We start from the raw sequence: 22,814 nt of genomic DNA on the forward strand, positions 1-22,814 counted from the left end.
AAACCTCAATCTACAAACAAACTTTCGAGTTCGTGGTAAGCAGGGTAAGTCAGCAAAACCGCTTTATGTTTGCCATGGAAGGTAAAAAAAGAACCAGCAGCAACAGCGGAGGCGCCGGCGATCTGTACCGCTTGTTTAATATGTTCCAAACTACTAACCCCGCCCTGAGTAATAACCGGGATATCAACAGCATCTGTAATTCGTTTGACCAATTCAAGATCTGGTCCGCGTCCAGTTCCTTCACGATCGATCGAAGTAAGCAAGAGCTCGCCCGCTCGGAATGCTTGAGCCTTTTTTACATAGTCCTCTAAACTTATGTCAATTTTCTTTGTTCCATTATGGATATAAACGTCATAACGACCCAGTAGACTCTTTTTAACATCTACTGCAACAACAATACTCTGTGAACCGGCAACTTCACTGCATTCTTTTACGAATTTAGGATTAAAAGCAAAGGCACTATTTATAATGACTTTTTCTACTCCTAGTCGAAACAACCGTTCCACCTGATGAATACGTTGAATTCCACCACCATATGCAATCGGCATGAAGGCTTCAGATGCCATGTCTTCAATTAAGCCATAGTCAGGCTCTCGTCCGGTCATACCGATTGTGATATCCTGAAATGCGAGCTCATCGACTTCCTTTTCATTAAAAATACGCACCGCATTAATCGGATCGCCCACATACTTATGTTTTCTGAACTTCTCACCTTTCACTAAGCCTCCATTTTGCAGAAGCAAAACAGGAATCACTCGTTTTTTTAGCATTGGGCTATCTCTACAAAGTTTTTAAAAAGTTGCTTCCCGAATAAATGGCTTTTCTCAGGATGAAACTGAACTCCATAGATATTGTTCTTCTGAATGCCACAAGTAAAATCGTAGCCATAGTGACAGAGAGCTATCTTATTTTCTTCTGGTACATGTGCTGCGTGGTAGGAATGAACGAAATAAAAACGCTCAAGCGAGTTGTGTTCAAGTGTCTTAATTAATCGTGACTGAGTTCCAGGCTTAATCTCATTCCATCCCATGTGCGGTACCACAAGCCGCTGATCACTTTCCAGAGAAGAAAAATCAAAACGCTTCACTTTTCCCTTAATCCAACCTAATCCAAGTAACTGTCCCTCTTCACTCTCTTCAAGCAAAAGCTGCATTCCCAAACAAATCCCCAAAAAAGGAACTTCTTCATGCAGAACCTTTCTCTCCAATATTGCTTTAAAAGGTTCAAGGTGCTTCACACCATGATCATATGAGCCTACACCAGGTAGAATAATTGCTTTTGCGTCTTTAAGGGCATCGGGTTGGGTAGTAGTCGTAGCCTCAGCGCCAATATAGCGCAACATATTTTTAATCGAACCACAATTACCCATGCCATAATCAAGAATCATTATCATCTAGTTAACATCCTATGATAACCTTCAAGCATAACTTTCTCTTGTCTCTCCCAAGCATTAGCTTGTGCGAATTGGTAAGCATGACAAGAAAAGCTACCTAAATCACAAAATGCTAAACTATCAACTGCTGCGTTGATTGCCTTATTTGAGTACTCAGAAAGTACCATACCGAAGCCAGCTCTTTGAACAGTATCGGCCATTTCTTTCATATCAGATACGATCACAGGTAAACCCGCCATAGCGTATTCGAATAGCTTATTTGGAAGACAATAATAGTAAGAAAGGCATGTATTTTCGATCAAAGAAATACCTATATCGGCTGATGCGGTATAATCTAGAACTATACTAGGTGCAACCGCTGGGAAGTAGAATACATTTGAATGATTTTTTGCTGTTTGTTGCACTTCACAAGCTAAATCTCCATACCCCATAAAAACTGCAACTACGTCATTCTCTTCGCGCACCTTAAAAGCATCTAATATCAGATGAATACCTCGTCCTTTCGTCAGCCCTCCCTGATAAAGTAGAATCTTCTGTTCTGGTAAAATCGGGAGAGCCTCGCGAAACAGATCTTTTTTATCTTGATGACGAAGCCTAGGTGCATTCTTCACAACCAAAGGACGCTCAATCTTGTACGTATCAGCATACCAATCAGCAATGAGTTCACTCACAACTATCACCAAATCACAAGATCCAATAAACTTAGCCTCTGTCCACTTTGATATTCTTTTTCGTAACCCACATAAACCGTTCTTTTCCGTTTCAAGCTCATGGGTATCGTAAACAAGTTTCACTTTGAATATCTTTTTAATTAACCAAGCAAACGGAAGAAGTGCAATTGTATGGATATTTATTACTTGAGCTTGTTCTTTTTTTACCATAAAAATACATTTCAACATGAACTCAAAAAATTTGATTACTTGAAACGGACCATTTTTAGGCAGAATCCTACTTATTAAATTAATTCTCCGAACTACAGATCTAGAGCTGATTCGTTCTTCAAAAGGTAAGTCACCAGAACTAAGAGCGATAACGATGTAGCTTTCAAAAATACTGAATGATTCGAGTGAGGCTATTTCCTTAAGCACACGTGATTCGTTCCTAAAATCTGTTAACGTAATATGGATATTTTTCATCTATTCAAAGCCTAGGGATTAATATGTAAACTTAAAGTCAGTCTCTGACCTTGGAAAAATAATGAGAGTAAATTACATCAGGTATTTTAGTTTTGTGGTTCAAACTATCCGATGGCTACGTTTACGACGAACTCGTAAGTAACCCCGAATTGCCAGAACTCCAAGCACAAGCATTGAAACGAAAAGAATATAAACGTTATAGAAATATCCGCTAAACCCTGTGTTTGCTAAATTTTTGAACATAAGGATAAGCCAAACATAAAATCCAATACTCAAGGGATTTATTTCAAGTTTAGAGACAACGTAGCTCACAATTGAAACTATACAACCCATTATGAATGCTATTATGGGAATTCCAGCGACTCCGAAGTTGGCATAAGCCTCTCCCCAAAAGACAGTGGGCATAGTCCCAACGATACCTAACTCTAGATGGTAGGGAAATTTCCAGTTCATTACTTCTATTGTATATAAGTAAGGCTCATAGGGCAGAATACCACCTGGATTTGGGAAGGTTCGCCCCAACAAAAATTCTTGATGAGCAGGGAAAAACTCCAGATAGTAATATGCTGGCGAAATACTACCAGAGAAAGCTCTAGAAAATATCGCCCCGATTGCCGAGAAGACATTGTCGGAGCCCATAAAGAAAATATACCCTAAAATCAACCCTCCCAGCAAAAATAAAATAAAAGGAACGATTTTTCGGAATGGGATCGAACCATTTCTATTCACCAAAAAATAAACCATAAACAGACCTATCAAAAGCCATGCGGCCGGTCCTTTCTCTGTAGCCATAATAGCAACAAACAAAGAGTAAATCAGTGAACTAATAAAACCGATAAGCGCCAATCTATTTTTTGTGATTAACCAATGTGCGTATACAGAAAAAGTCACTAACTTGCCTATATCATGCATAAATAGCTTATACCAATGATATTTACCCGCGAATGAATTACCCATGTCGCTTCTAGCAGCCTTAGCGTCGGAAATGCTTTCTGTAAATGTAATAAAAATTGCTACTCGATCAATTTGTTGCAAGTACAGAAGCAGCACGATTACACATAAAAAGAATATTGTAATCAAAGCCAACCACTGGATTTGACTTAGCATTTTAATTTCAGACGAATCAAATTCGATTGGTCTGATACCAAACACTTTTCTTGTAAAAATAACACCTAATATAAAAACAAATATATTTATAGACGAATAAAAGAGAACCTTTAATACGATTGTTTGATCATTCACCCCAATAGAATATCGATATTCATCAAGAAAATAAAATAGCGGAAACGTACCAAGTATTGAGAACATAATTAATGCAATAACTGTTACATTCACAATACTAATTTTAGTTATTCTCTCACCAGCGGCGCGCAAGAGAATAATAGTAATAATTGGTGTAGTTATATAAAGCAGCCAAAAACCTATGTCCAACAACTTAATCACCCTCTATACATGCTAGGTATAATTCTCTTTCAGACTGCTTCGTCAAATATGAGTTGTGCCACAAAAGGCTATAAATACCGCCTACCTTTTTACAAGTAGATTTTAGATTTTGCATACATTGAAATGCAGCCTCCAAATTATTTCCTAGTCCCAAATAGGCTTCATCCAGCACAGTACATTCCATCACAATCAAGGGACGGATACGCATGTTTAGAGCTTGTTGCGAAACGGGATCAAAAGCTGGATATTCATGACAAGTGCCACATCTGAATCCAGGTTTATCCGCATAACCAAGCGTAGCATCATAATCCATCCCTGCATTAGCCCAAGCGACTAGCGTAGTAGGCTGTTGCCATCGGAGATAATGCATTCGCCCGCCCCAGAGCTTCTGGCTAATTCCCTCTTCACTACAAACCTGCTTAAGACGTTTGGATTCCCTAGTGATTTGCTCAGATAACAAGAAGCTCCCATAACTCGGGTGAAGTCCAATCTCATGGCCGCGCTTGTGGATTCGACACAGCAGATTTCGTAGTACTGGGTGCTCGAGCTCGTAGTCAGCATCCTTATTTTTGTCAGTACGACCGCATATAAAGTAAAAGGCGCTTTGTAAGTTATTCGCTTCAGATACGTCCATCAACCACTCAAAGGTATTGTATGGGTCGTTGGGACTAAGTTGACGTCGGGTTGTGAATTTCAAATACAACGTTGTCATCAAAGCTTTCATATCACGTCTTTTGAATAGGTGACCCATTATTATTCGGGTTATTACCTTCCAGGACTTAAATGCGTATAGGCTTGGGACATCAACGTCATGACTCACACAAACTCTGAATCTATGTGTCCGTAACACTCGCTCAGGCCAAACTTTTAATATTACTTGCCCCAAGATATTCAACCATTCATCTACAACTGGACGCTCAAGATATCCATGGCGCCAAGCGTGAGATGAAGTTGCAGGAAATCGTAAGTGAGCATCCAAATCATTGCGCTCAACTTCTTCAATTCGTGTCAGCATCCAATAAGTTAAGCCCAAAATATCATAGTGGACTATTGCTCCTTTCCCATCCAGTTCAATCAATGGCTCTGGTAGACATTCGAGAGACGGCGCCGGCAAAACATCGTCAACCACTCCGATATACCCTTCACTTCTCGCCGACCATTGCTTGCATGGAAAATCAGAACAGGAATCATGAAAGATGTCTTGAAGCACATCAAACCTAATACGGTCATCGCGATCTTTTAAGCTTAATTGCAAGCTACCAACCTGATGGCTAATCGTAAAAAAACACCCAAATCGCTCATACAAAATTAACTCTAGCCATCTTAAACTACTGTTCGAGAATCTACTATCAGCCATATAAACCACTTAATATTAGAATGATTTTCATAAAAATAAATATCTATAACTCAATTATAAAAATCAGGAAAAACTATTAATATATACCTATAAATATGGGTGTTCAACTGACTTTATTCATTATAAAAAGCTAAATATTAATACACCACTCACTTTAAAGTCACGAAAAGTATCGAATAAACCATACTTATCTACCTTATTCTTCTATCCAAATCATAAACCCAAATATTAAATCAATTGATAAGCAAATTTAGTTACCACTGATATTTTGTACGGTTATAATTCAATACGAGCAATGCTGATAGTTATAATAGATAAAATAATTACCGAAACAAAAACACCTTGTATTTCTCAATTACTTTCAATTCATTTAGTAAATATTCTATCAATATAAATTATTACGAACGCTCTATAATCCCTCCACTATTGCTCTCTGTACTTGACAACTCGTGCTGGGTTACCTACGGCTATAGCGTACTCTGGGATATTTTGCGTAACGACGGCTCCTGCACCAATGACAGCTCCTTTACCAATTTCAACACCTTTCAAAATCGTTACGTTCGCCCCAACCCAAACATCGTCCCTAATCGTCACCGGAGCACACACATGAGATTGTTCACGGATTAACTGACCAATTTTCATACCGTGATCACGCCCCCATATTACTGTTTTTGGACCGATCTGTACGTCGTTACCGATCGCAATATCTCCCAAAATATGGCACCCTACGTTCATATAAAAATTATCGCCAATCGATATTTTGGGGGAGCCGCAAAGTCGACAAAATGGTTCAATTACAGCCTTGCCGAGAAAATCTACATTACTAATAACTGCATGATGATGAATAATTACTCCCTTCCTTGCTAGAAAGAAACGATAAAATTGAAAAATCAATGCTTTCGCCAGCGTTTTAACCATGTACCCATAATCTCCTTCGAGAGGGATAGTAAATCATAAATAAAAGGTTTAAGATCAGCCCAATTAAAAACAGCGAACTCACATTTATTACAATTAAATATATTCCTCTTAAAATACTTAAAATAATTATTACGGGAAATTAAATTCAATAATTCATGCTTCATATAAATATAATGTATGCGTTCTATTCTATTCTGTTGCTGTCTTGGTGGTTCGATACCTGCGGCATCTAACCATTGAGTGTATTGCAACTTTACACCGCTGAGATTACCTGTTCTATGCCACATCATGGAACGAAGATTTATTTCCATTAATTTATATTGTCCGTCACGCTCATCATATTTAAACTCCGGCTCGGCAATACCCCATAGATTCATACCATTCAAAAGACGTCGTCCATATTCTTGAATAACATCAGGGCCTACATTCGCAGCGCTTGAAAAAACTCCAAAATTATCCGGGTACTGCGTTAATTTTTTTCCAATCCATTCATTTAGTATACGACCGTCAAAAGAACGGTAAGCAGTATACGCATAAATATTTGTATCATTTCCAGGAATAAATTCGGATACCACAAATTTCACTCCACTCCTAACATGTTCAAACAAACCCGAGCGAGCAGATTCAAGACACTCATATGTCTCGAAGAATGCATTTCGAAACACCGATGATGTTAGGTCATCACGCTTACTTGGCTTGACAAGTAAAGGTGGCCTTAATTCACGAATGAACTGCCAATCAGCTTCAGTCTCCAATGTTCGACTAACCGGATAAGGAATCCCCAGTTTCTCGCACCAAAAATATTGATAGCTCTTGTCAAGAGTTTTAATTAGATTGTCAGGATTGAATGGTATAAAGCAAAAATCACAAACTTTTTTATAAATATCTACTAGAAACTCTAACTGGATATCATCAGTTGGATATAAAATTATATTCTCATATTTTTTATGTAGTTGATTTAGCACGCTCAATAGAGATTCTTTGTCACGGTCAATTACGAATTGATGTAGAACTTTATTACTAAAAGAGGATAAGGAGCGATTGTAATCCACTAGTACAATATCTCTTACTCCGCTATCATAAAGCTCCCTGATAATAGAATACCCATTAACATAGCCCCCGAGTACAACTGCACACGATTTTTTATTAATCACAAGCCCCCAAGAAAAAAACGACGCAATTTATTAAAAACTCTAGTAGTGAAATATTTTAATCCCCATTGTCTTAGCAAATACATATAGAAACCAAACCGCCAAAGCATTCTTGAGGGTTTATTTAAGACAACTTCAACAGGTTTGTATATACTCGATGGTAGTAGATAAACAATGGAAAGTATTCTTATCCAGAACGACCAAACAATAGCACTTAACTTATCAATATCTGACACGACTGGCGAATTATCATCCTGAATAGCGAATTGATGTCCGCACCTATTCGTACCCCAATCCAAGTTAACTACTAAAGATACACGATTGATTAACCGCCATTTCTTATAAGTGAGACCAAGAACTCCATGATACTGCCGAGTTATGTCATACCCCTGATTTATACGGTCTAAATCAGGGTGAGCAAGTTGAGCTGGTTGGTCGTAGAAAAAATTAGGGAATAAGAAATTTCCCAATGACATGTATGCGAATTTACCATTGTACTTTATATATCCCTGAGGTCGATGTGAATGCATACCGACGATTAACGCAACTTTACAGTGCCTCAATAATTTCTTTGCCAATTCAATATCGGCTGATGGCGGAAACCACACATGCTCCTCGCCCCAGTGAAAGTATAGAATAGCTTTAGCGTTTGCTGGTAATGCCTCCAAATCCTGCTTAATCTTGTCATACCTAAGAGGATTTACACCGGATATTGAATCAGACGCCACCGCAACGCTCTTAAGATAAGGCTTTTCAAATTCACAATATCCAATTATTACCAAGTCCTCTGAAAGCCAAATAGATTCGCTTGATTCGACAAGAGTTTTTCCAGCTCCAAAACATCTTACGCCTGCTGCTGTAAGATGCTCTTTTGTTTCTTGAATTCCTACTAAACCCTTGTCATGTATGTGATTGTTCGCTATTCCGGCAACATCAACTCGCATAGACCTAAGTTTCAGCAAACTTTCAGATTTAGTATAAAGGGTTCCCTTGTCTTCAAGGTAATTGTTATCACTTATCGCTTGCTCTAGATTTACGATTCGCGTATCAGCCTCTAGATAAGACTTTACTTGTATCGATTCAATGGCATTGAATTTACAAAGATCTCCACCTAGAAATACATCTCCAGTTAAAGCAATTTTCATTAAAGATTACCCTTCGATACTTCTCTCATTATGAAATAAAGAAAGACGTAATGTAAAAAAAGAACAATGGTCATCGCTCTAAAAAAATAGTATTCAGAAAAACCTATATTTTTTGAAATTATAAAAACACCTAAAGAAAGTACTAAAAAGATGAATTGCCAAACTAGCGCTATTCTTTGTTTTTCAAATACATTATTTATATTACTTACCGCACTCATTACAAACTTCACAAAAAATAATGGAGTCAGGATTTCCGCATACTCTCCCGCAACTCTCCACTTTTCTCCAAAAACAAAAGCAAATAAATCTTCGATAAAAAGATACAATATTAAAAATGCTGGCAAGGCAAGTAAAACTAGTCCTTTGACTGTACTGTCGAAAACCTTATCTGCTTTCCCAGTCCTATTTTTTTCTTCAATTGCTTTTTGATAAAAAACTTGACCGACAGCGCCCCCCACTAGTGCTGACGGCATACCTAAAATACGCTGCACAAGCGAATAAAAGCCCAGTGTGGCAACTGAATAGTATGTTGAAATCAATATGCTTGTCAGATTCTGCGCTAACGCATTCGCTAAAATACCGAACATTGAATATGCGGGAAACTGACGATAACGAATAGCCATAAATTTAATACGCTCAACACTAATTACTTTTCTAACATCCAAATAATTTAAAGTTCGTTTTAACAAAGTACCATTAGCAATTATGGTTGCAAAAACCTGCCCACTAATCAAACCTGCTGCACCCAACTTGATATACCCTAGAAACAACTGAAAAAATGCAGAAGCTATCGATTTGCATATGGTAGAGTAAGCGATGTCTTTGTAATTTTTAATTCTATTATTGAAATAGTTAAGTACATTGTAAAGGCCTGTAAACCAGACTACAAAAGGTACAAAATATAGCCATACGCCTATAGCTTCATTTCCGAGCCAATTACAAATATGTTGGTTTAGAAAAAAAACTAATATCAGTAAAAGAAAAGCTAGAGTTGTTGTAATAATAAGACCGAGTGCTGCAATGTTAACAGCATCCTCATCATCTGCAGGCAGCATAATGGCTAGCTCGTACCTTCCATTCGCAATGGCACCAAAAATACTTGTGATTGCAATGAATAGTGCGAGTAATCCAAATTCTTCAGGGCTATATAGTCTTGTCAATATAGGACTAACTGCCAGCGGAATAGCTTGAGCGATTGTACTTCCCGTCATAAGGGTGAAAATATTCTTAGCAAAATCACCCTTTAGCGCCTTGAATTTAATCATGCTCGAATAACTTCGTGGGTATCTTCTTCATTTATTTGAATAAATAGCTATCTTGAACTATTAATCATTAAAAATAGCTCAACAGATTTGCTAGTATTTCCTATTTTTGAATTACAAACAGCTACGTTGATAAGTTTGAGAAAACTACCTGAATCTTGATTGTTAACCTTTCATAGCCCAGAGTTCTCTCGGACGGATGAAAGTATATCTATAACATATCTCTGCTCATGCTTATGCAGATATGGATGAATCGGTAAACTTAAGACTTGTTCCGCGGCCACATCTCCCACCTTTAAATGTACACTTGCATCCGAAACTGCCGGTTGTTTATTAAGAGGTAAAGGATAATGTATGGCTGTTGGAATACCTACTTCTTTAAGCCTAGTTTGAATCTCCTTACGCTTTCCTACACGAATTGTGTACTGCGCCCAAGCGGACGTACAGTCACCTTTTAAATATGGTTTGGTATAACTCTCAATCTGGCATAGTAGCTGATTGTAATACTCAGCGATAAGACCGCGACGCTCAATTTCATCCGGAAAAATTTCCAATTTGCTCAAAAGAATAGCGGCCTGCATGGTATCTAGACGACTATTCACTCCGACACGAATGTGATGATAACGGCGATCTTGTCCATGGCGTGCAATTTGGCGCATTACTAAAGCCAATTCGTTATCATTTGTGAAAATTGCACCACCGTCACCATAGCAACCTAACGGCTTACTTGGAAAAAAACTGGTGCAGGCTATTGTGCTCAAATTGCACGACTTGCGCCCTTTATAGGTGGCACCAAAGCTTTGAGCAGCATCCTCAATAACTGGAACTCCATATTTGTCAGCAATCGCGTTTATAGCATCAAAATCAGCACATTGCCCATAAAGGCTCACTGGAATGATTGCCTTGGTTCTAGGCGTTATTGCAGCCTCAAGGAGATTGGGATCGAGGTTATATGTCTTTGCATCGATATCAACGTATACAGGCTTTGCACCCAACAGCGAGACTGTTTCTGCAGTGGCTATGTACGTAAATCCCGGCGTAATGACCTCATCACCAGGTCCAATGCCCAATGCCATTTGAGCAATTTGAAGCGCGTCAGTTCCGTTTGCTACGGTAATGCAGTGTTTGGCTCCAGTATAGGCCGCGAGCTTTTCTTCTAACTCGTCAACTTCCGGCCCCAGAATGTATTGTCCATGAGCCAATACTTTGGCTATGGCCGCGTCAATCTTGTCTTTAATTCGAGCTTGTTGTGCTGCCAAATCTATAAACTGCATCATAAAAGTTATGATCCTGCGACTAGTTTCGTAAGTTGATTACCGTTCAAAATATATCGGGTACCGGTGTGTTCACAGACTGCTTCACCTTCGCCACTAACAGGTAAGTTTAACTGCTCACCAAATTCACTCATCCATCCACGTTGCTTAGCAGGAACGCCAAGCACTAGTGCATAAGCCGGCACGTCTCGGTTGACGACAGCGCCAGCGCCAACAAATGAATATTCACCAATAGTGACTCCGCAAACAATGGTGCAGTTCGCACCTAAAGTTGCGCCTTTCATAACATGAGTGTCTAAGTACTGGTCTTTTCGCTCTATCAAAGATCGAGGATTGTAAACATTCGTAAATACCATACTCGGGCCACAGAATACGCCATCTTCAAGATAGACATTGTCGTAGACTGACACGTTGTTTTGTACTTTGCAGTTGTCACCGATAACAACCTTGTTGCCGACGAATACATTCTGCCCAAGTGAAACGCCTTTACCGATTTTTGCGCCACCACAGACGTGCACGAAATGCCAAACTCGGCTGCCTTCACCGATTTCAGCTCCTTCATCGACAATCGCTGATTCGTGTTTGTAATAGCTCATATTAGTCTGCCAATAAGTTCTTTAAATGAGGGTGAGCTTCGTTAGGCGCTGCAGTTTGAGGTTGTTGAACGCGAATGGACTCAACGGTCTCCACACAGTGACGGGCGTCCGCAATGCCGTAGCCTCGTCCGGCTAAAATCTCTTCATAACTGACGGTATGCAGATCTGTAAAACCGCCGGAGAACTCAAGTTCTTCGCCATCGCAGGTGATCGTGCGGAATGTCGATTGTTTCCCGGAAATTGATTCGGGTAGATCACCAGCATCTATAGATAAAAACCAACGCACACGAGCTCTTTCGTATTCAAGATAGCCACTTGCCTTCATATCATTGGCAAAGTGCAATACGTTGCGTTGAAGCTTGCCAAAAATAAAGTGCAACATGTCGAAAAAGTGCACGCCAATATTTGTTGCAACACCGAATGACTTTCTTGGATCGCCTTTCCAACTCTCCATATACCACTTGCCTCGCGAAGTAATATAAGTCAGCTCAACTTCATGCTTTCTTTCCGAAGTTGCGCGAGCAACTTTTTCTTTTAAATCCAAAATAGCTTGGTGATGACGAAGCTGAAGTATATTAAAAACTCGCTTACCCGTTTCTCTCTCAACCAAAGCGAGTTCATCCAAATCTGATGAGGTTGGTACTAGTGGCTTTTCACAAATTACGTCACAGCCAAGCCGGAGTGCAGCGGTAATCTGCGACGCATGCATATGATTGGGCGTGCAAATAGAAACATAATCGAGCTTCGTATTGTCATTCCGCTTGAGTTTCCAAGCATGTTCGTAGAACTGCTCGAAATTGGTGAAAAAGTCGCTATCTGGCGAAATGCTATCAATAATCCCTACGGAATCATTGATGTCATAAGCTACGCTCAGCTTATTACCTGTTTCATTAATTGCCTTCATGTGACGTGGAGCGATGTAACCAGCAGCTCCAATTAATGCGAAGTTCTTCATTAGGCTTTTACCACTTTACTATTCACATGACGGTATTTACCGCGTGAATCGATAATCACTTTGGCGTGTTCATAGATAGCGTCGTAATCAAATTTGTCGTGATCTGTGGCCAGCACAACAGCATCATAGGATGCCAATGTCTCTGGAGTTAAAAACACGCTGGAGAGTTTAAAGGAATGTTCACGCATTTTGGGAAATATTGGAACGTGTGGATCACTATAAGCCACTTCAGCTCCTTTTGCCTGAATCAATTCCATAATCTCAACGGATGGTGACTCACGCATATCATCTACGTTCTTCTTATAGGCAATACCGAGCACCAGCACTTTGCTTCCTCTTAATGACTTATTCGTGTCATTCAGGCCATCCATCAGCTTGGAGACCACATATTCAGGCATCGCACGATTCACTTCACCAGATAGCTCAATAAAACGCGTATGCAAGCCATATTCACGGGCTTTCCACGTTAAGTAGAAGGGGTCGATTGGAATACAATGACCACCCAGCCCAGGGCCAGGATAATAGGCGGTAAACCCAAAAGGTTTTGTCTTCGCTGCATCAATAACTTCAAAAATATCTATGCCCATGCGATCGGCCACAACCTTCATCTCATTGACAAGTCCAATGTTCACAGCTCGATGAATATTCTCTAATAACTTGGTTAGCTCAGCAGCTTTGGTTGAACTAACTGGTACAATTTGGTCGATAGCTTGCTCGTACAGAGCAATACCTACTTCTCTACACGCTTCGGTTTGCCCACCTACAACTTTTGGGATGGTTCGTGTTTCGAAGTTTGGATTACCTGGGTCTTCTCGCTCAGGCGAATAGACAAGATAAATATTTTCACCGACTTTCAACCCGCCTTCTTCAAGACGAGGTAATAGAAGTTCTTCTGTAGTTCCGGGGTATGTCGTACTCTCTAGTGAAATTACTTGTCCTTCACGAAAGTACTTTTTCAACATGTCTGTCGTATTGATAACAAAAGACATGTCAGGTTCTCGATGCTTGCTCAGTGGCGTAGGAACACACAGGATCAGCGCATCACATTCTAAAGCTCTCGAAAAATCAAACGTCGCTTCAAAACCTTTCGATACTGCTTTTCGTACTCTGTCGTCAGATATGTGTTCAATCTCACTTCGTCCGCTATTAAGTTCGTTGACTTTACCCTCGTCAATATCAAAACCGATAACTTTGTATCCGATATCTGTGTAACGGAGTAACAAGGGTTGACCAACATACCCTAAACCGGCAATTCCGATAATTGCGGTTTTATTTTTTAACTTTTGAATCAGTTCGTTAAGCATTTCTTCTATCCATTGAAATACAAAATAAAATTAAGACGCGGAGCGCTTACCAGTATGTGTACGTTTGTTAAATAATTAGCTTTTGTATGAATAACCATAATGGTAGCCATAGCCATATCCATAATAAGCACTAGCTTTTCTTTCAACACTGTTGAGAATGACACCTTTCACTTCTACACCGTTTTGATTAAATCGTTTGACAGTTTGAACCATTTCTTTAGTCGGTGTCATTCCGAAGCGTGCAACAAGTAAAGTAGTACCGGCATAACGACCGACTATTGATGCATCTGTTACTGCCAATACTGGCGGCGTATCAATCAGGACATAATCAAAATCATTCGATGCCGCTTCAAGAAGTTCGTTCATGCGTGGATGCATGAGCAACTCGGACGGATTCGGCGCAGCGGTGCCGCGAGGCATAAACATCATATTTTCAATAGGCGATGGAACGATAATGTCATGATAGTTCGCAACCCCAATTTTCCTACTACCTTTATTACGCACCGCAAGCAAATCTGACAATCCATAATCATTCACAGAATTCATTATATTGTGCAGGTAACCACGCCTAATATCACCATCAATCATCAGAACTTTCTGCCCACTTTGAGCAAGAACTGCAGCTAAGTTTGCAGTAACAAATGATTTACCTACACCAGGGCTTGGGCCTGAAATCATAATCACGTTGTTACGCGCTTCGAGCATTGCGAAATGCAAGCTTGTTCGGAGCCCGCGTAATGCTTCGATAGCGAGATCCGTCGGATCATCTTTTGCCAACAAAGGAGCTTGAAGTGACTCAACGCGGCTTCGCCGCGCTAACCTTGCGAGCCTCTCATTCATCTGCTTCTGAACTTCTGAAAGTGGCACTGACGCATAAACGTTAATACCTTCCTCCTCAAGCTGTTCAGCACGTTCAATACCTTTATGCAAAGCCGACCGGATCAACACAAATCCTACCGCTACAACTCCGCCTAGAGCAACAGTAATTAAAACTATTAAGCTTTTCTTCGGGGCTACTGCTCCGCGGCCTGACGCTGCTTGATCTAAAATTCGAACATTCCCCACAGTTCCCGCTTTTAAAACATTGAGTTCTTGCATACGATTCAACAATGCCAAATATATCTCTTGATTCACTTCAACATCTCGCGCATAGCGCAAAACCTGCTGCTGCGTTTCTGGCAACTGTTGTACTTGGGCACTCAAGCGTTCCAAGTCCGCTTCTAGGTTTTCTTTCTGTTCAATTAATGCTTGGTAAGTAGGATGATTTCGAGTGTAAAGTCGGCTTAATTCGGCCTCTTTTAGTGACAATTCGTTTAAGCGGCGTTCAATTTCAACCACTTGGTCTAACAAGCCTTTGGTTTCAATACTTAAGTCTACCGATTGGCTCTGTAAACGGAACTTATTTAGCTGTTCTTCTGCATCATTCAGGTTGTCTTTAATCGTGGGAATCTGACGCTGCAAGAATTCGAGGCTATTTTCAGCTTCTGCTGCATTTCGGCGAATATTCTGCAACATGTATTCGCTGGCAATGGCATCAAGCACGCGCACAGCCTTTTGCTTATCAGGATCTTGAATAGTTGCGTTTAGAATCCCAGTTTGACGACCACGCTCGCTAACGGCGAGTTTAAGTTGCCAGAAGTTCACCGCTGCTAAATGACTTAGCTTTGTCACTTTAAAATGCTCAGTATTCGGATTTTGAACAGCGGACACATGCAACATCCACTCACCACTCTCGGCTGGAGTACCCACTACTCCATCTAGTACTCGGTCTCCATCGGAGTTGTATAGTGCGAAGTTGTTATCAACAAATTCTAAATGCAGCTCTTTGCCCACTTGGTTTGGCGGTACTTGCAACATTTCTACTTGCACAACGTCTTTCTCACCACTGCGACGAGCTAAATAGTTCCCAATCACAGGCAGGTAATCTGGCTTTACCACATTGGTGAGTCTGAGTTGGTCTACCACGGCACCGACCACCATCCGAGATTTCATAATCTCGATTTCGGTGGCGGCTTCGCTTTCAGTGGCGAAAAGTTCGGACATTTCACCGATGGCGGGTAAGCCGCTGGATTTCTTTTCGACCTGCAACAAGGCATCGGCCTGATAAATGGGTGTAGCCAGTAACGCATAAGCGACACCGAACACCATAAACACGGCTGTGGTGATAATGATAAACCAACGATGGTCTATCAATAAGCCAAGCAAACGCGCTAAATCAATCTCATCATCGTCACTTTTTTGACTATGAGCGGATGCCGTGGGTTGGGTTTGGTTTTGTTGCATGTTTGAACTACCTACTGATTAGAATTTTTTAAAGCTTCTGTGCCCACGCTTCGCAGGCCTGATCGATGAGATGATACACATGTTGGTATACCTCATCGCTTTTTTTATAAGGGTCGGGAATATCTTTGCCACCGGGTTGTAACCATTGTCCTAACAACATGGTTTTGGCATGCGCTTCAGGGTAACGTTTCGCAATATGATTCCGCTGCTCGTTTTCCATCACCAAAATCAAATCATAATGGCCAATCAACTCACGCGTGAGTTGTTGCGCTTCATGGGTTGGGCATGCCAGTCCATTCTGCTCAGCTACCGCACGCGCGGTAGCGTCCATGTCCCAGCCTTTGCCATCGCTGTGCTTCATAGCATGTAATCCTGCTGAAGCAATGGTTTTGCTGGGAAGCAGTTGCTTGAGCGCAAACTCACCGGTAGGTGAGCGGCAGATGTTACCGAGGCAGACTACTAGGATTTTGTTGAACATTTTTGGTTGATTCTACCTTTGCTCATTATTTGCGCTTGAAGAGCGTACGCTTCGCTGTTGGTGCGCTACGCTGTTCGTACGCGTTGCTGCTCGTCCGTGCTTCGCACTGTTCGATCGCTTCGCTCTTTTTCATTCTTGAAGAGCGTGCGCTTCGCTGTTTGTACGCTGCGCTTTTCGTACGCTTTGCTGTTCGTGCGTGCTTCGCACTGTTCGATCGCTTCGCTCTTTCTTAACATCGAAGAGCGAAGCGGACGAACAGCGGAGCGTACGAGAGACGAACAACGCTTTTCTTAGTTTCTGACGTCGTCTTGGAAGCGGCCTAGGCTGTAGAGGCCCGTGATAGACGGCAGTAACTGGCTGATCACGCGGTTCCAACGGGCTACTGGTGCTGCGGTGACGTAAACGACGTCACGGGGTTGCATCACGAACTGTTCAGCTAACACGAGTGCAATCGCGTTTTTGGCATTGAGCTGATACACATCCGCTACGCGACCTGATTCTGGGTCGGCTTGGCGGATCACGAAGATTCCTGATGCATCAGCGGTTGATTCAAACATACCGCCAGCATCCGCTAAAGCTTCGGCTAAGGTCATGCCGCTACGGCCCATCATGTAGCTCTTCGGCTGACGCACTTCACCGAGCACAAATACTTTGTTCGCGTCGTTACGCGGAATGTGCAACACGTCGTTCTTCTGCAGAATCACGTTTTGACCAGTGTTACCGTTTTGATAGAGCTCACTCAAGTTATACGACACTTCTTGGTCGCCTCGAGTCAGCGTTACATTGGATAAATCCGCTTCAGGGTTTGCACCACCTGCCATGTTCACCGCTTCGATGAGTGTCATGGGTACGTTGGTGACTGGCAGTACGCCTGGCTCCATGACTTCACCGGTTACATAGACGCGCTGGCTGCGGAAAGCGGCAACGGTAACATCTACTTGTGGGCTTTCGATGTATTCGGCGAGTCGCTCAGCAATTTCATCGCGCACTTGCGTGACTTTTTTGCCTTCCACCTCAACACGACCAATGTACGGATAGAAAATCGTACCGTCATTGTGCACCCAGTTACCGGCTTCTTGCGCGCTTCGCATGGAGCCCGCTGGAATGGTTAGCTCTGGGTGATTCCAAACGGTGATATTCAGAATGTCACCACGGCCAATCAGGTAGTCATAACCATTACGCGCAGCTTCTAGCGCACTGTTGGTTTTGGGCGACGGCTGCAAGGCATCCAACTCAGCAATCAGCATTGGCGAGATAGAGTAAGTATTTACTAACTTACTCAGCTCAGCTTCGCTAAACTCTTGGTTCTGCTGCGTGCGTGAGTCTTCGCCAAACAAAGCACCGCTGCTCTGGTCGGGGATATGACCGCCGGGAGACAAACTACACCCAGCTAACAGAGCTACGGGAAGGATTAGAGTCGTTTTTAAGTTGTTCATAGTCATCTCGGTTTTTCTAGTTTTCGTTGTTCGTGCGCTGCGCTATTCGTACGCTTCGCTGTTTGTCCGCTGCGCTATTCGATCACTTCGCTCTTTATGTTTGGCTTCTTCGAACAGTGCGGAGCACGGACGAACAGCGAAGCGTACGAGCGACGAATAACGCTCTTAAATTATCTTGGGCTCGTCATATCGTATAAACGAGTCTTACGACGCAGGAGCTGGCCTCCGTCACGGGTTATTGGCTGCCAGCCAATAGTGCCGGTTTCGCGCGTATTGGTTAGGAAGAATAGGTCAAAGGGTATACGCAAGTATACGCCCTTGTTGAAACTACCTTCACCGAAGTCTTCAGCGGATACGTTGGTGAATGCTGCATAAGCACCGGCGACAATGCCGGATTCGAAGCGATGCGAGAAATCGATATTCACGCCATCGTCACCTGCCAAGAAGCGCCCTGCTTTCAATTGCAGCATCGAGTCTTTGAGGTACGGGAGCTGCCAATACAAGGTCGCGTGGCCAGTGACCACATCATAGTCGTCAAAGCCGAGTGATGAAAACGGGTCACGTTGCTTCACATAGTTCACGTCAAAGCCTAATGCCCAGGTACTATCGAGTGGGCGATACAACAATTCACCGCCCACACCACCGAACATCCGCTCAAGGTAACCGCCATAAGCGCTCGCGTACCAATCACGTGCCATCTGTTCGGTGTAAGTGACCTGCAAGTCATTCAGCCACACATCGTTATTAACCGAGTATTCACGAGCGCGGGTTCTGACGCGTGGCAGAGGAGAGCCGAGTTCATCGAGTAAGAAGTTGAACTTGTCGTAGTTATTGACGATGTCGACGTTCATGGTGCCGTCAATCACCCAGTTGTTATTAAACCGGTAGTTGGCATTGCCAGCCACCGACAACTGATAAATAAAGAAGGTCTCAGCGCCACCAAATGACTGCGACAACGACGGCAATACGGACCAATTCAAACCGTGCCGCAAGTCGCCTTGATACAGCAAGTTGTCTTGGTCACGGTCTGGACGCACTTCACCCACGGTGATGGCATCAAGCTCGTCGGTATAAAAACGCTCACCACGCCAAGCGGTACGGAAGTAATCGGCATTGATATTGACTTGCTCAATGCGGAAGTCATTGCGGATCTCACTGATTTCAAAACGTTGCACGCTATTGGGTAGGTGCGTTGCCATGATACGTGCGGCGCGATCAGCCGCTTGTACGGTATTACGGAAACGTTCTTGTTCTGCGACGACGGTTACAATCGCGTCATTCGGCTGGTAGATTTTCTGTACGCGATAGCCAGCTTCGTTGAGCAGCTCCGCGCTCATACGTTCGAATTCAACTTGGCTGATTTGCTGTGGCTGGTTGTAACTTGGTGGGCGTTTCGGCGCCTCAAATTTACCTTGGACAGTGGTGACTAGGTTATAGCTAAACTCCATACCAAAGCTAAAAGTATTGCCGCGCTCATAGGCCGCACGCAGGGTTATGTATTCGTTGTAGCGATACTCGGCGCCGATGTTCCATGGTGAGTCTTGTACAAACTCGAAATCTTCGTAGCCCGGAGTACGTAAACCGTCCGTTTCACGAGTGTAGTCGTTGGAATCGTACTCTAGTTTGATACTGAGCGGGTCATATGGCGTTTGCCATAACACACCACCAAAGAGTGCAGCAGGTCCGCGGAACCATTGATCGACTTCGAATTGTCCACCTGTTCCGGATATTCCTGTTCCACGTTCGCAAAAACTATCGCGGATTTCGCAAAGTAGGTTCGGAATATTGTCCGCTGTACCTAAATTACCTGTGGCAACCCCCAATGAAAAATCGAAATGGCCATAGTCCCGTGTGTAGAGTGCTTTGTTCGCAACGAGGAATTCGCTCGATGATTGGCCTGTACCACCTACATCTCGTAAACCTAGTGAGAGGTTCGGAATGTATTGGCTTTCTTGAAGCAGTCGAATTTTAAAGTCGAAGCCTTTATCTTTTAAGGTTTGGTCGCCGCTAAACTCCGGATCATCACTGTAGAGCCTATAACGCACATCAGTATACCGCGCCGTCGCTTCCAACCAATCAAACAGTTGCAAGTTTACGCTCATGCGCCGGAACTCACTGGTATCACTATACGCCAGCGCGAACTGCCCTTCCGGGTTCATTCGCGCGGTTGGGGTTTGCAGCAAACCCACACCACCAAAATCCGATTGGGTGTAGGTGTTAAATCCTTCTACTTCCACCTGCTCGTTGGCAGTGGCAGTGCTACTCGCACCTAGACCCAACAGCAAAACAGCTGCAGTTTGTCGTGACAGAAGTGTCATTTGACACTTTTCGATTATATTTTGACCATTTAATGTCAATTGACACTTTTTATTCTTCATATGTCTTGTTTTTAGCGTCTTTTGACACGTTTTTTGAAGATGCTTCATTATTCAGCACCTCCGTTTGAAGCAGCATCAGCCGCCCAGTCCCAATGCTGCAGGAACAACGCTAACTGGTAATTCAAGTCACGAAAGCCCGGAGGCAGCTGCGCATCAGGAATGCTTTGCAGGCGCACGGTGGCATGGCCTGGCAGTGGTACCAACATAGCGTCCGGTTTCGCGTGCGCCTGAATGCTGCCATTGGGCTGCACGTCATAAATAGCTGGCAACGCAAACTCGGCGGCACTGGCATCACTCAAACCCACAACGCGATGCCCATCTGGACGCACAGGAATACTCACGGTGTACTGACCAGAGTCACCGGCATCGGCTGGATTTAAATAGGGGTTGTCGGCAAAGTCGATCAGCATTTGGGGAGGCTGGACGCCATGCTGATAGGTGGCACGTAACGGCCACGATTGGAAGGCTTCAAGGAGTTCTTGGGTAGCGGCAGCCAATTCGGGCTGGCTCTCACCGTTGTAGTATTCACGCAATAAGCGCAGGCGCATCAGCATACCCTGCTTCCGCGCCTCAAACTTTTGCTGCAAGCTGTCGTTGTGGATGCGCAGCAGCGGCCAATAGTGTTCAGCACTTAATCGCGGCGCCACCACTTCATTTTCCAGAAGTAACGACAGTCGATTGCCACTTGATGCTGTAAACGCAAATGCCGGCGCTTCATAGCGCACTCGCTCAGCAGTTTCAGGCATCTTAGCCACGTCATAATCGATGTAACCGAGCTGCGGACTAAACCACTGACGGCTTTGGCTTACTCGTCCATTGCTGAGCGTAAAAGTATTTTCAAAAGAGTAGGTATTGCTCAACGCATCGGTTGCTGTGCCAGTTTCGGTAACTGTATCACCTTGCACACTAAAGGTACTCGACACCTGATAGCTGACAATCACATCACCACGCTGATAACTCGCTTCCACCAACTTCGATGGCCGAATATCTACCGTTCGTTGCCACGACCGCTCACAATTGCTATCACCGTTTGCGACAATACATCGCAGCGGGTCAGCCGCAAGATTCGTCACCATAATCAGGTCCGCAGGCGCAACATCACCCGAACCAATCAAGCGTCCATGCGCTAATCGTAACGCTTGACCGCCGGAGTACCATATCTCGCCGTATGGACCGCTATTACCAAGAGCTATAACGGCGCGATCGTTGTCACCCGCTTGAACGTAAGCGGTTGGTAATTGTCCTTGCTGAAGTTCCGAGCGCGAGGGTAGTGGAAGTGGATCAGCAAAAAAGTATTCATAAATAGTGAGCAACTCGTTGGCTTTCGGATCGCCTGTCACATCACTATCTATTGACTGATTCGACTGACTGTCCGTCAGTTTTGCGCTGTCTTCTCTTATACTGCTACAACCAGACAGACTCACTAGCATAGCGCACAACAAAACGATGGACTGAAGTCGACAACTTGGGAGTTTCTTGCTCTTAGCTTGAATATCAAACACTCTGACTTTTTCTCATTATTGGTTATTCGTTAGATTTTTGAATTTAGCCATAAATATCAAGCTGATAACATAACAAAAGTATTATATCAAAAGCAGCTCAAACTATCCGTGAGGCACGCTACCGCCCTTAGGTTACGGATCCCAAACTCCACACAATGACGCCTATTCGCGCTCACTATAGCTCTGAATAAACCGGGAAAATAAGTACGTTAATCAAGCTTAGTGAACGGATGTTTAATTTTTATTAAATTGACTTGTGTATTTCACCATAGCGCCTGATTGAACACAACCGTAATTTAACGTCTTTGCGGGGAATTAAATAAATGTATGAGGGGCTGCTAAACGTGTTGTAGACCACAAAAAAAGACCGCTCATTGAGCGGCCTTTTTGCACTAATCATTTACTTTACGGTGAGATTAATTACCAGTAGCAGTTGTGTTGTCATCATCATTGTTTGACACAACAACCGCACCAGCGACTACGGCTCCACCAACTATTACGGCAGTTGTAAATGCAAAACCAGTGCCTACTGCTGCGGCTGCGCCTGCTGCTGCTGCGCCTGCACCAGCTGCACCAGCTGCACCAGCTGCGCCAGCTCCTGCGCCAGCGCCAGCTCCGGCACCACCAGCACCTGCTCCGGCACCACCAGCACCACCAGCACCGCCACCTGTCTGAGCAGCAGCACCAGAACCACCAGCTGCTTGCGGGTTCGCTAAACTAACTGGCGCGGCTACGAATGCTGCGGTTGATACCAATAATACGCTTAAAGCTAATACGTTTTTCATTTTCAATAATCCCTGTTT

19 protein-coding genes are annotated in these 22,814 nt (G+C 43.1%); all 19 read right to left on the reverse strand.

Going from position 1 to position 22,814, the window contains the following annotated elements; all coding sequences use genetic code 11:
* Positions 1-5: 5 nt before the first annotated feature.
* The 19 genes from ACN0S4_RS03370 to ACN0S4_RS03460 all read right to left on the reverse strand — a co-directional run bounded on the left by ACN0S4_RS03370 (position 6) and on the right by ACN0S4_RS03460 (position 22,796).
* The gene (locus ACN0S4_RS03370; RefSeq protein WP_417656301.1) at positions 6-770 is read right to left on the reverse strand and encodes an AglZ/HisF2 family acetamidino modification protein; all 765 of its coding nucleotides are present in this window, start codon (positions 768-770) and stop codon (positions 6-8) included.
* Positions 764-1,393 (reverse strand): imidazole glycerol phosphate synthase subunit HisH, encoded by a 630-nt coding sequence (gene hisH / locus ACN0S4_RS03375; RefSeq protein WP_417656302.1) that lies wholly within the window; start codon positions 1,391-1,393, stop codon positions 764-766. Before hisH ends, ACN0S4_RS03370 begins: the two co-directional genes overlap by 7 nt.
* Positions 1,390-2,529 (reverse strand): glycosyltransferase family 4 protein, encoded by a 1,140-nt coding sequence (locus ACN0S4_RS03380; protein ID WP_417656303.1) that lies wholly within the window; start codon positions 2,527-2,529, stop codon positions 1,390-1,392. The genes hisH and ACN0S4_RS03380 overlap by 4 nt, the downstream gene beginning before the upstream one ends.
* 99 nt (positions 2,530-2,628) lie before the next feature.
* The gene (locus ACN0S4_RS03385; RefSeq protein ID WP_417656304.1) at positions 2,629-3,963 is read right to left on the reverse strand and encodes an O-antigen polymerase; all 1,335 of its coding nucleotides are present in this window, start codon (positions 3,961-3,963) and stop codon (positions 2,629-2,631) included.
* 1 nt (position 3,964) lies between these two features.
* The gene (locus ACN0S4_RS03390) at positions 3,965-5,227 is read right to left on the reverse strand and encodes a polysaccharide deacetylase family protein (protein WP_417656305.1); all 1,263 of its coding nucleotides are present in this window, start codon (positions 5,225-5,227) and stop codon (positions 3,965-3,967) included.
* A 525-nt stretch (positions 5,228-5,752) separates the two neighbouring features.
* Positions 5,753-6,247, reverse strand: coding sequence for an acyltransferase (locus ACN0S4_RS03395; protein ID WP_417656306.1), 495 nt, complete (start codon positions 6,245-6,247; stop codon positions 5,753-5,755).
* Entirely contained in the window at positions 6,220-7,401 is a 1,182-nt protein-coding gene (locus tag ACN0S4_RS03400) for a hypothetical protein (protein ID WP_417656307.1), read from the reverse strand. The genes ACN0S4_RS03395 and ACN0S4_RS03400 overlap by 28 nt, the downstream gene beginning before the upstream one ends.
* Positions 7,398-8,543 carry a CapA family protein gene (locus tag ACN0S4_RS03405; RefSeq protein WP_417656308.1) on the reverse strand — a complete coding sequence of 382 codons (1,146 nt, stop codon included), beginning with the start codon at positions 8,541-8,543 and terminating at the stop codon, positions 7,398-7,400. Before ACN0S4_RS03405 ends, ACN0S4_RS03400 begins: the two co-directional genes overlap by 4 nt.
* Complete coding sequence (locus ACN0S4_RS03410; RefSeq protein WP_417656309.1) at positions 8,543-9,808, reverse strand: lipopolysaccharide biosynthesis protein; 1,266 nt, start codon at positions 9,806-9,808, stop codon at positions 8,543-8,545. The genes ACN0S4_RS03405 and ACN0S4_RS03410 overlap by 1 nt, the downstream gene beginning before the upstream one ends.
* A gap of 170 nt (positions 9,809-9,978) precedes the next feature.
* Positions 9,979-11,082 (reverse strand): DegT/DnrJ/EryC1/StrS family aminotransferase, encoded by a 1,104-nt coding sequence (locus ACN0S4_RS03415; RefSeq protein WP_417656310.1) that lies wholly within the window; start codon positions 11,080-11,082, stop codon positions 9,979-9,981.
* A gap of 5 nt (positions 11,083-11,087) precedes the next feature.
* Positions 11,088-11,675, reverse strand: a complete 588-nt coding sequence (locus ACN0S4_RS03420; RefSeq protein ID WP_417656311.1) for an acyltransferase — start codon at positions 11,673-11,675, stop codon at positions 11,088-11,090.
* A gap of 1 nt (position 11,676) precedes the next feature.
* The gene (locus ACN0S4_RS03425; protein WP_417656312.1) at positions 11,677-12,630 is read right to left on the reverse strand and encodes a Gfo/Idh/MocA family oxidoreductase; all 954 of its coding nucleotides are present in this window, start codon (positions 12,628-12,630) and stop codon (positions 11,677-11,679) included.
* Positions 12,630-13,934: a nucleotide sugar dehydrogenase gene (locus tag ACN0S4_RS03430; RefSeq protein WP_417656313.1), complete on the reverse strand. Its 1,305-nt coding sequence runs from the start codon at positions 13,932-13,934 to the stop codon at positions 12,630-12,632. The genes ACN0S4_RS03425 and ACN0S4_RS03430 overlap by 1 nt, the downstream gene beginning before the upstream one ends.
* 75 nt (positions 13,935-14,009) lie before the next feature.
* On the reverse strand, positions 14,010-16,217 hold the full coding sequence (locus ACN0S4_RS03435) for a polysaccharide biosynthesis tyrosine autokinase (protein ID WP_417656314.1): 2,208 nt from the start codon (positions 16,215-16,217) through the stop codon (positions 14,010-14,012).
* A gap of 28 nt (positions 16,218-16,245) precedes the next feature.
* Positions 16,246-16,695, reverse strand: a complete 450-nt coding sequence (locus ACN0S4_RS03440) for a low molecular weight protein-tyrosine-phosphatase (protein ID WP_417656315.1) — start codon at positions 16,693-16,695, stop codon at positions 16,246-16,248.
* A gap of 290 nt (positions 16,696-16,985) precedes the next feature.
* Positions 16,986-18,131: a polysaccharide export protein gene (locus tag ACN0S4_RS03445; RefSeq protein WP_417656316.1), complete on the reverse strand. Its 1,146-nt coding sequence runs from the start codon at positions 18,129-18,131 to the stop codon at positions 16,986-16,988.
* A gap of 170 nt (positions 18,132-18,301) precedes the next feature.
* The gene (locus ACN0S4_RS03450; protein ID WP_417656317.1) at positions 18,302-20,449 is read right to left on the reverse strand and encodes a YjbH domain-containing protein; all 2,148 of its coding nucleotides are present in this window, start codon (positions 20,447-20,449) and stop codon (positions 18,302-18,304) included.
* 107 nt (positions 20,450-20,556) lie between these two features.
* Entirely contained in the window at positions 20,557-21,849 is a 1,293-nt protein-coding gene (locus tag ACN0S4_RS03455) for a YjbF family lipoprotein (protein WP_417656318.1), read from the reverse strand.
* A 578-nt stretch (positions 21,850-22,427) separates the two neighbouring features.
* On the reverse strand, positions 22,428-22,796 hold the full coding sequence (locus ACN0S4_RS03460; RefSeq protein ID WP_417656319.1) for a hypothetical protein: 369 nt from the start codon (positions 22,794-22,796) through the stop codon (positions 22,428-22,430).
* Positions 22,797-22,814: the final 18 nt, after the last annotated feature.

It is taken from the genome of Pseudidiomarina aestuarii, assembly GCF_048263735.1.
GTDB classification, from domain to species: domain Bacteria; phylum Pseudomonadota; class Gammaproteobacteria; order Enterobacterales; family Alteromonadaceae; genus Pseudidiomarina; species Pseudidiomarina aestuarii_B.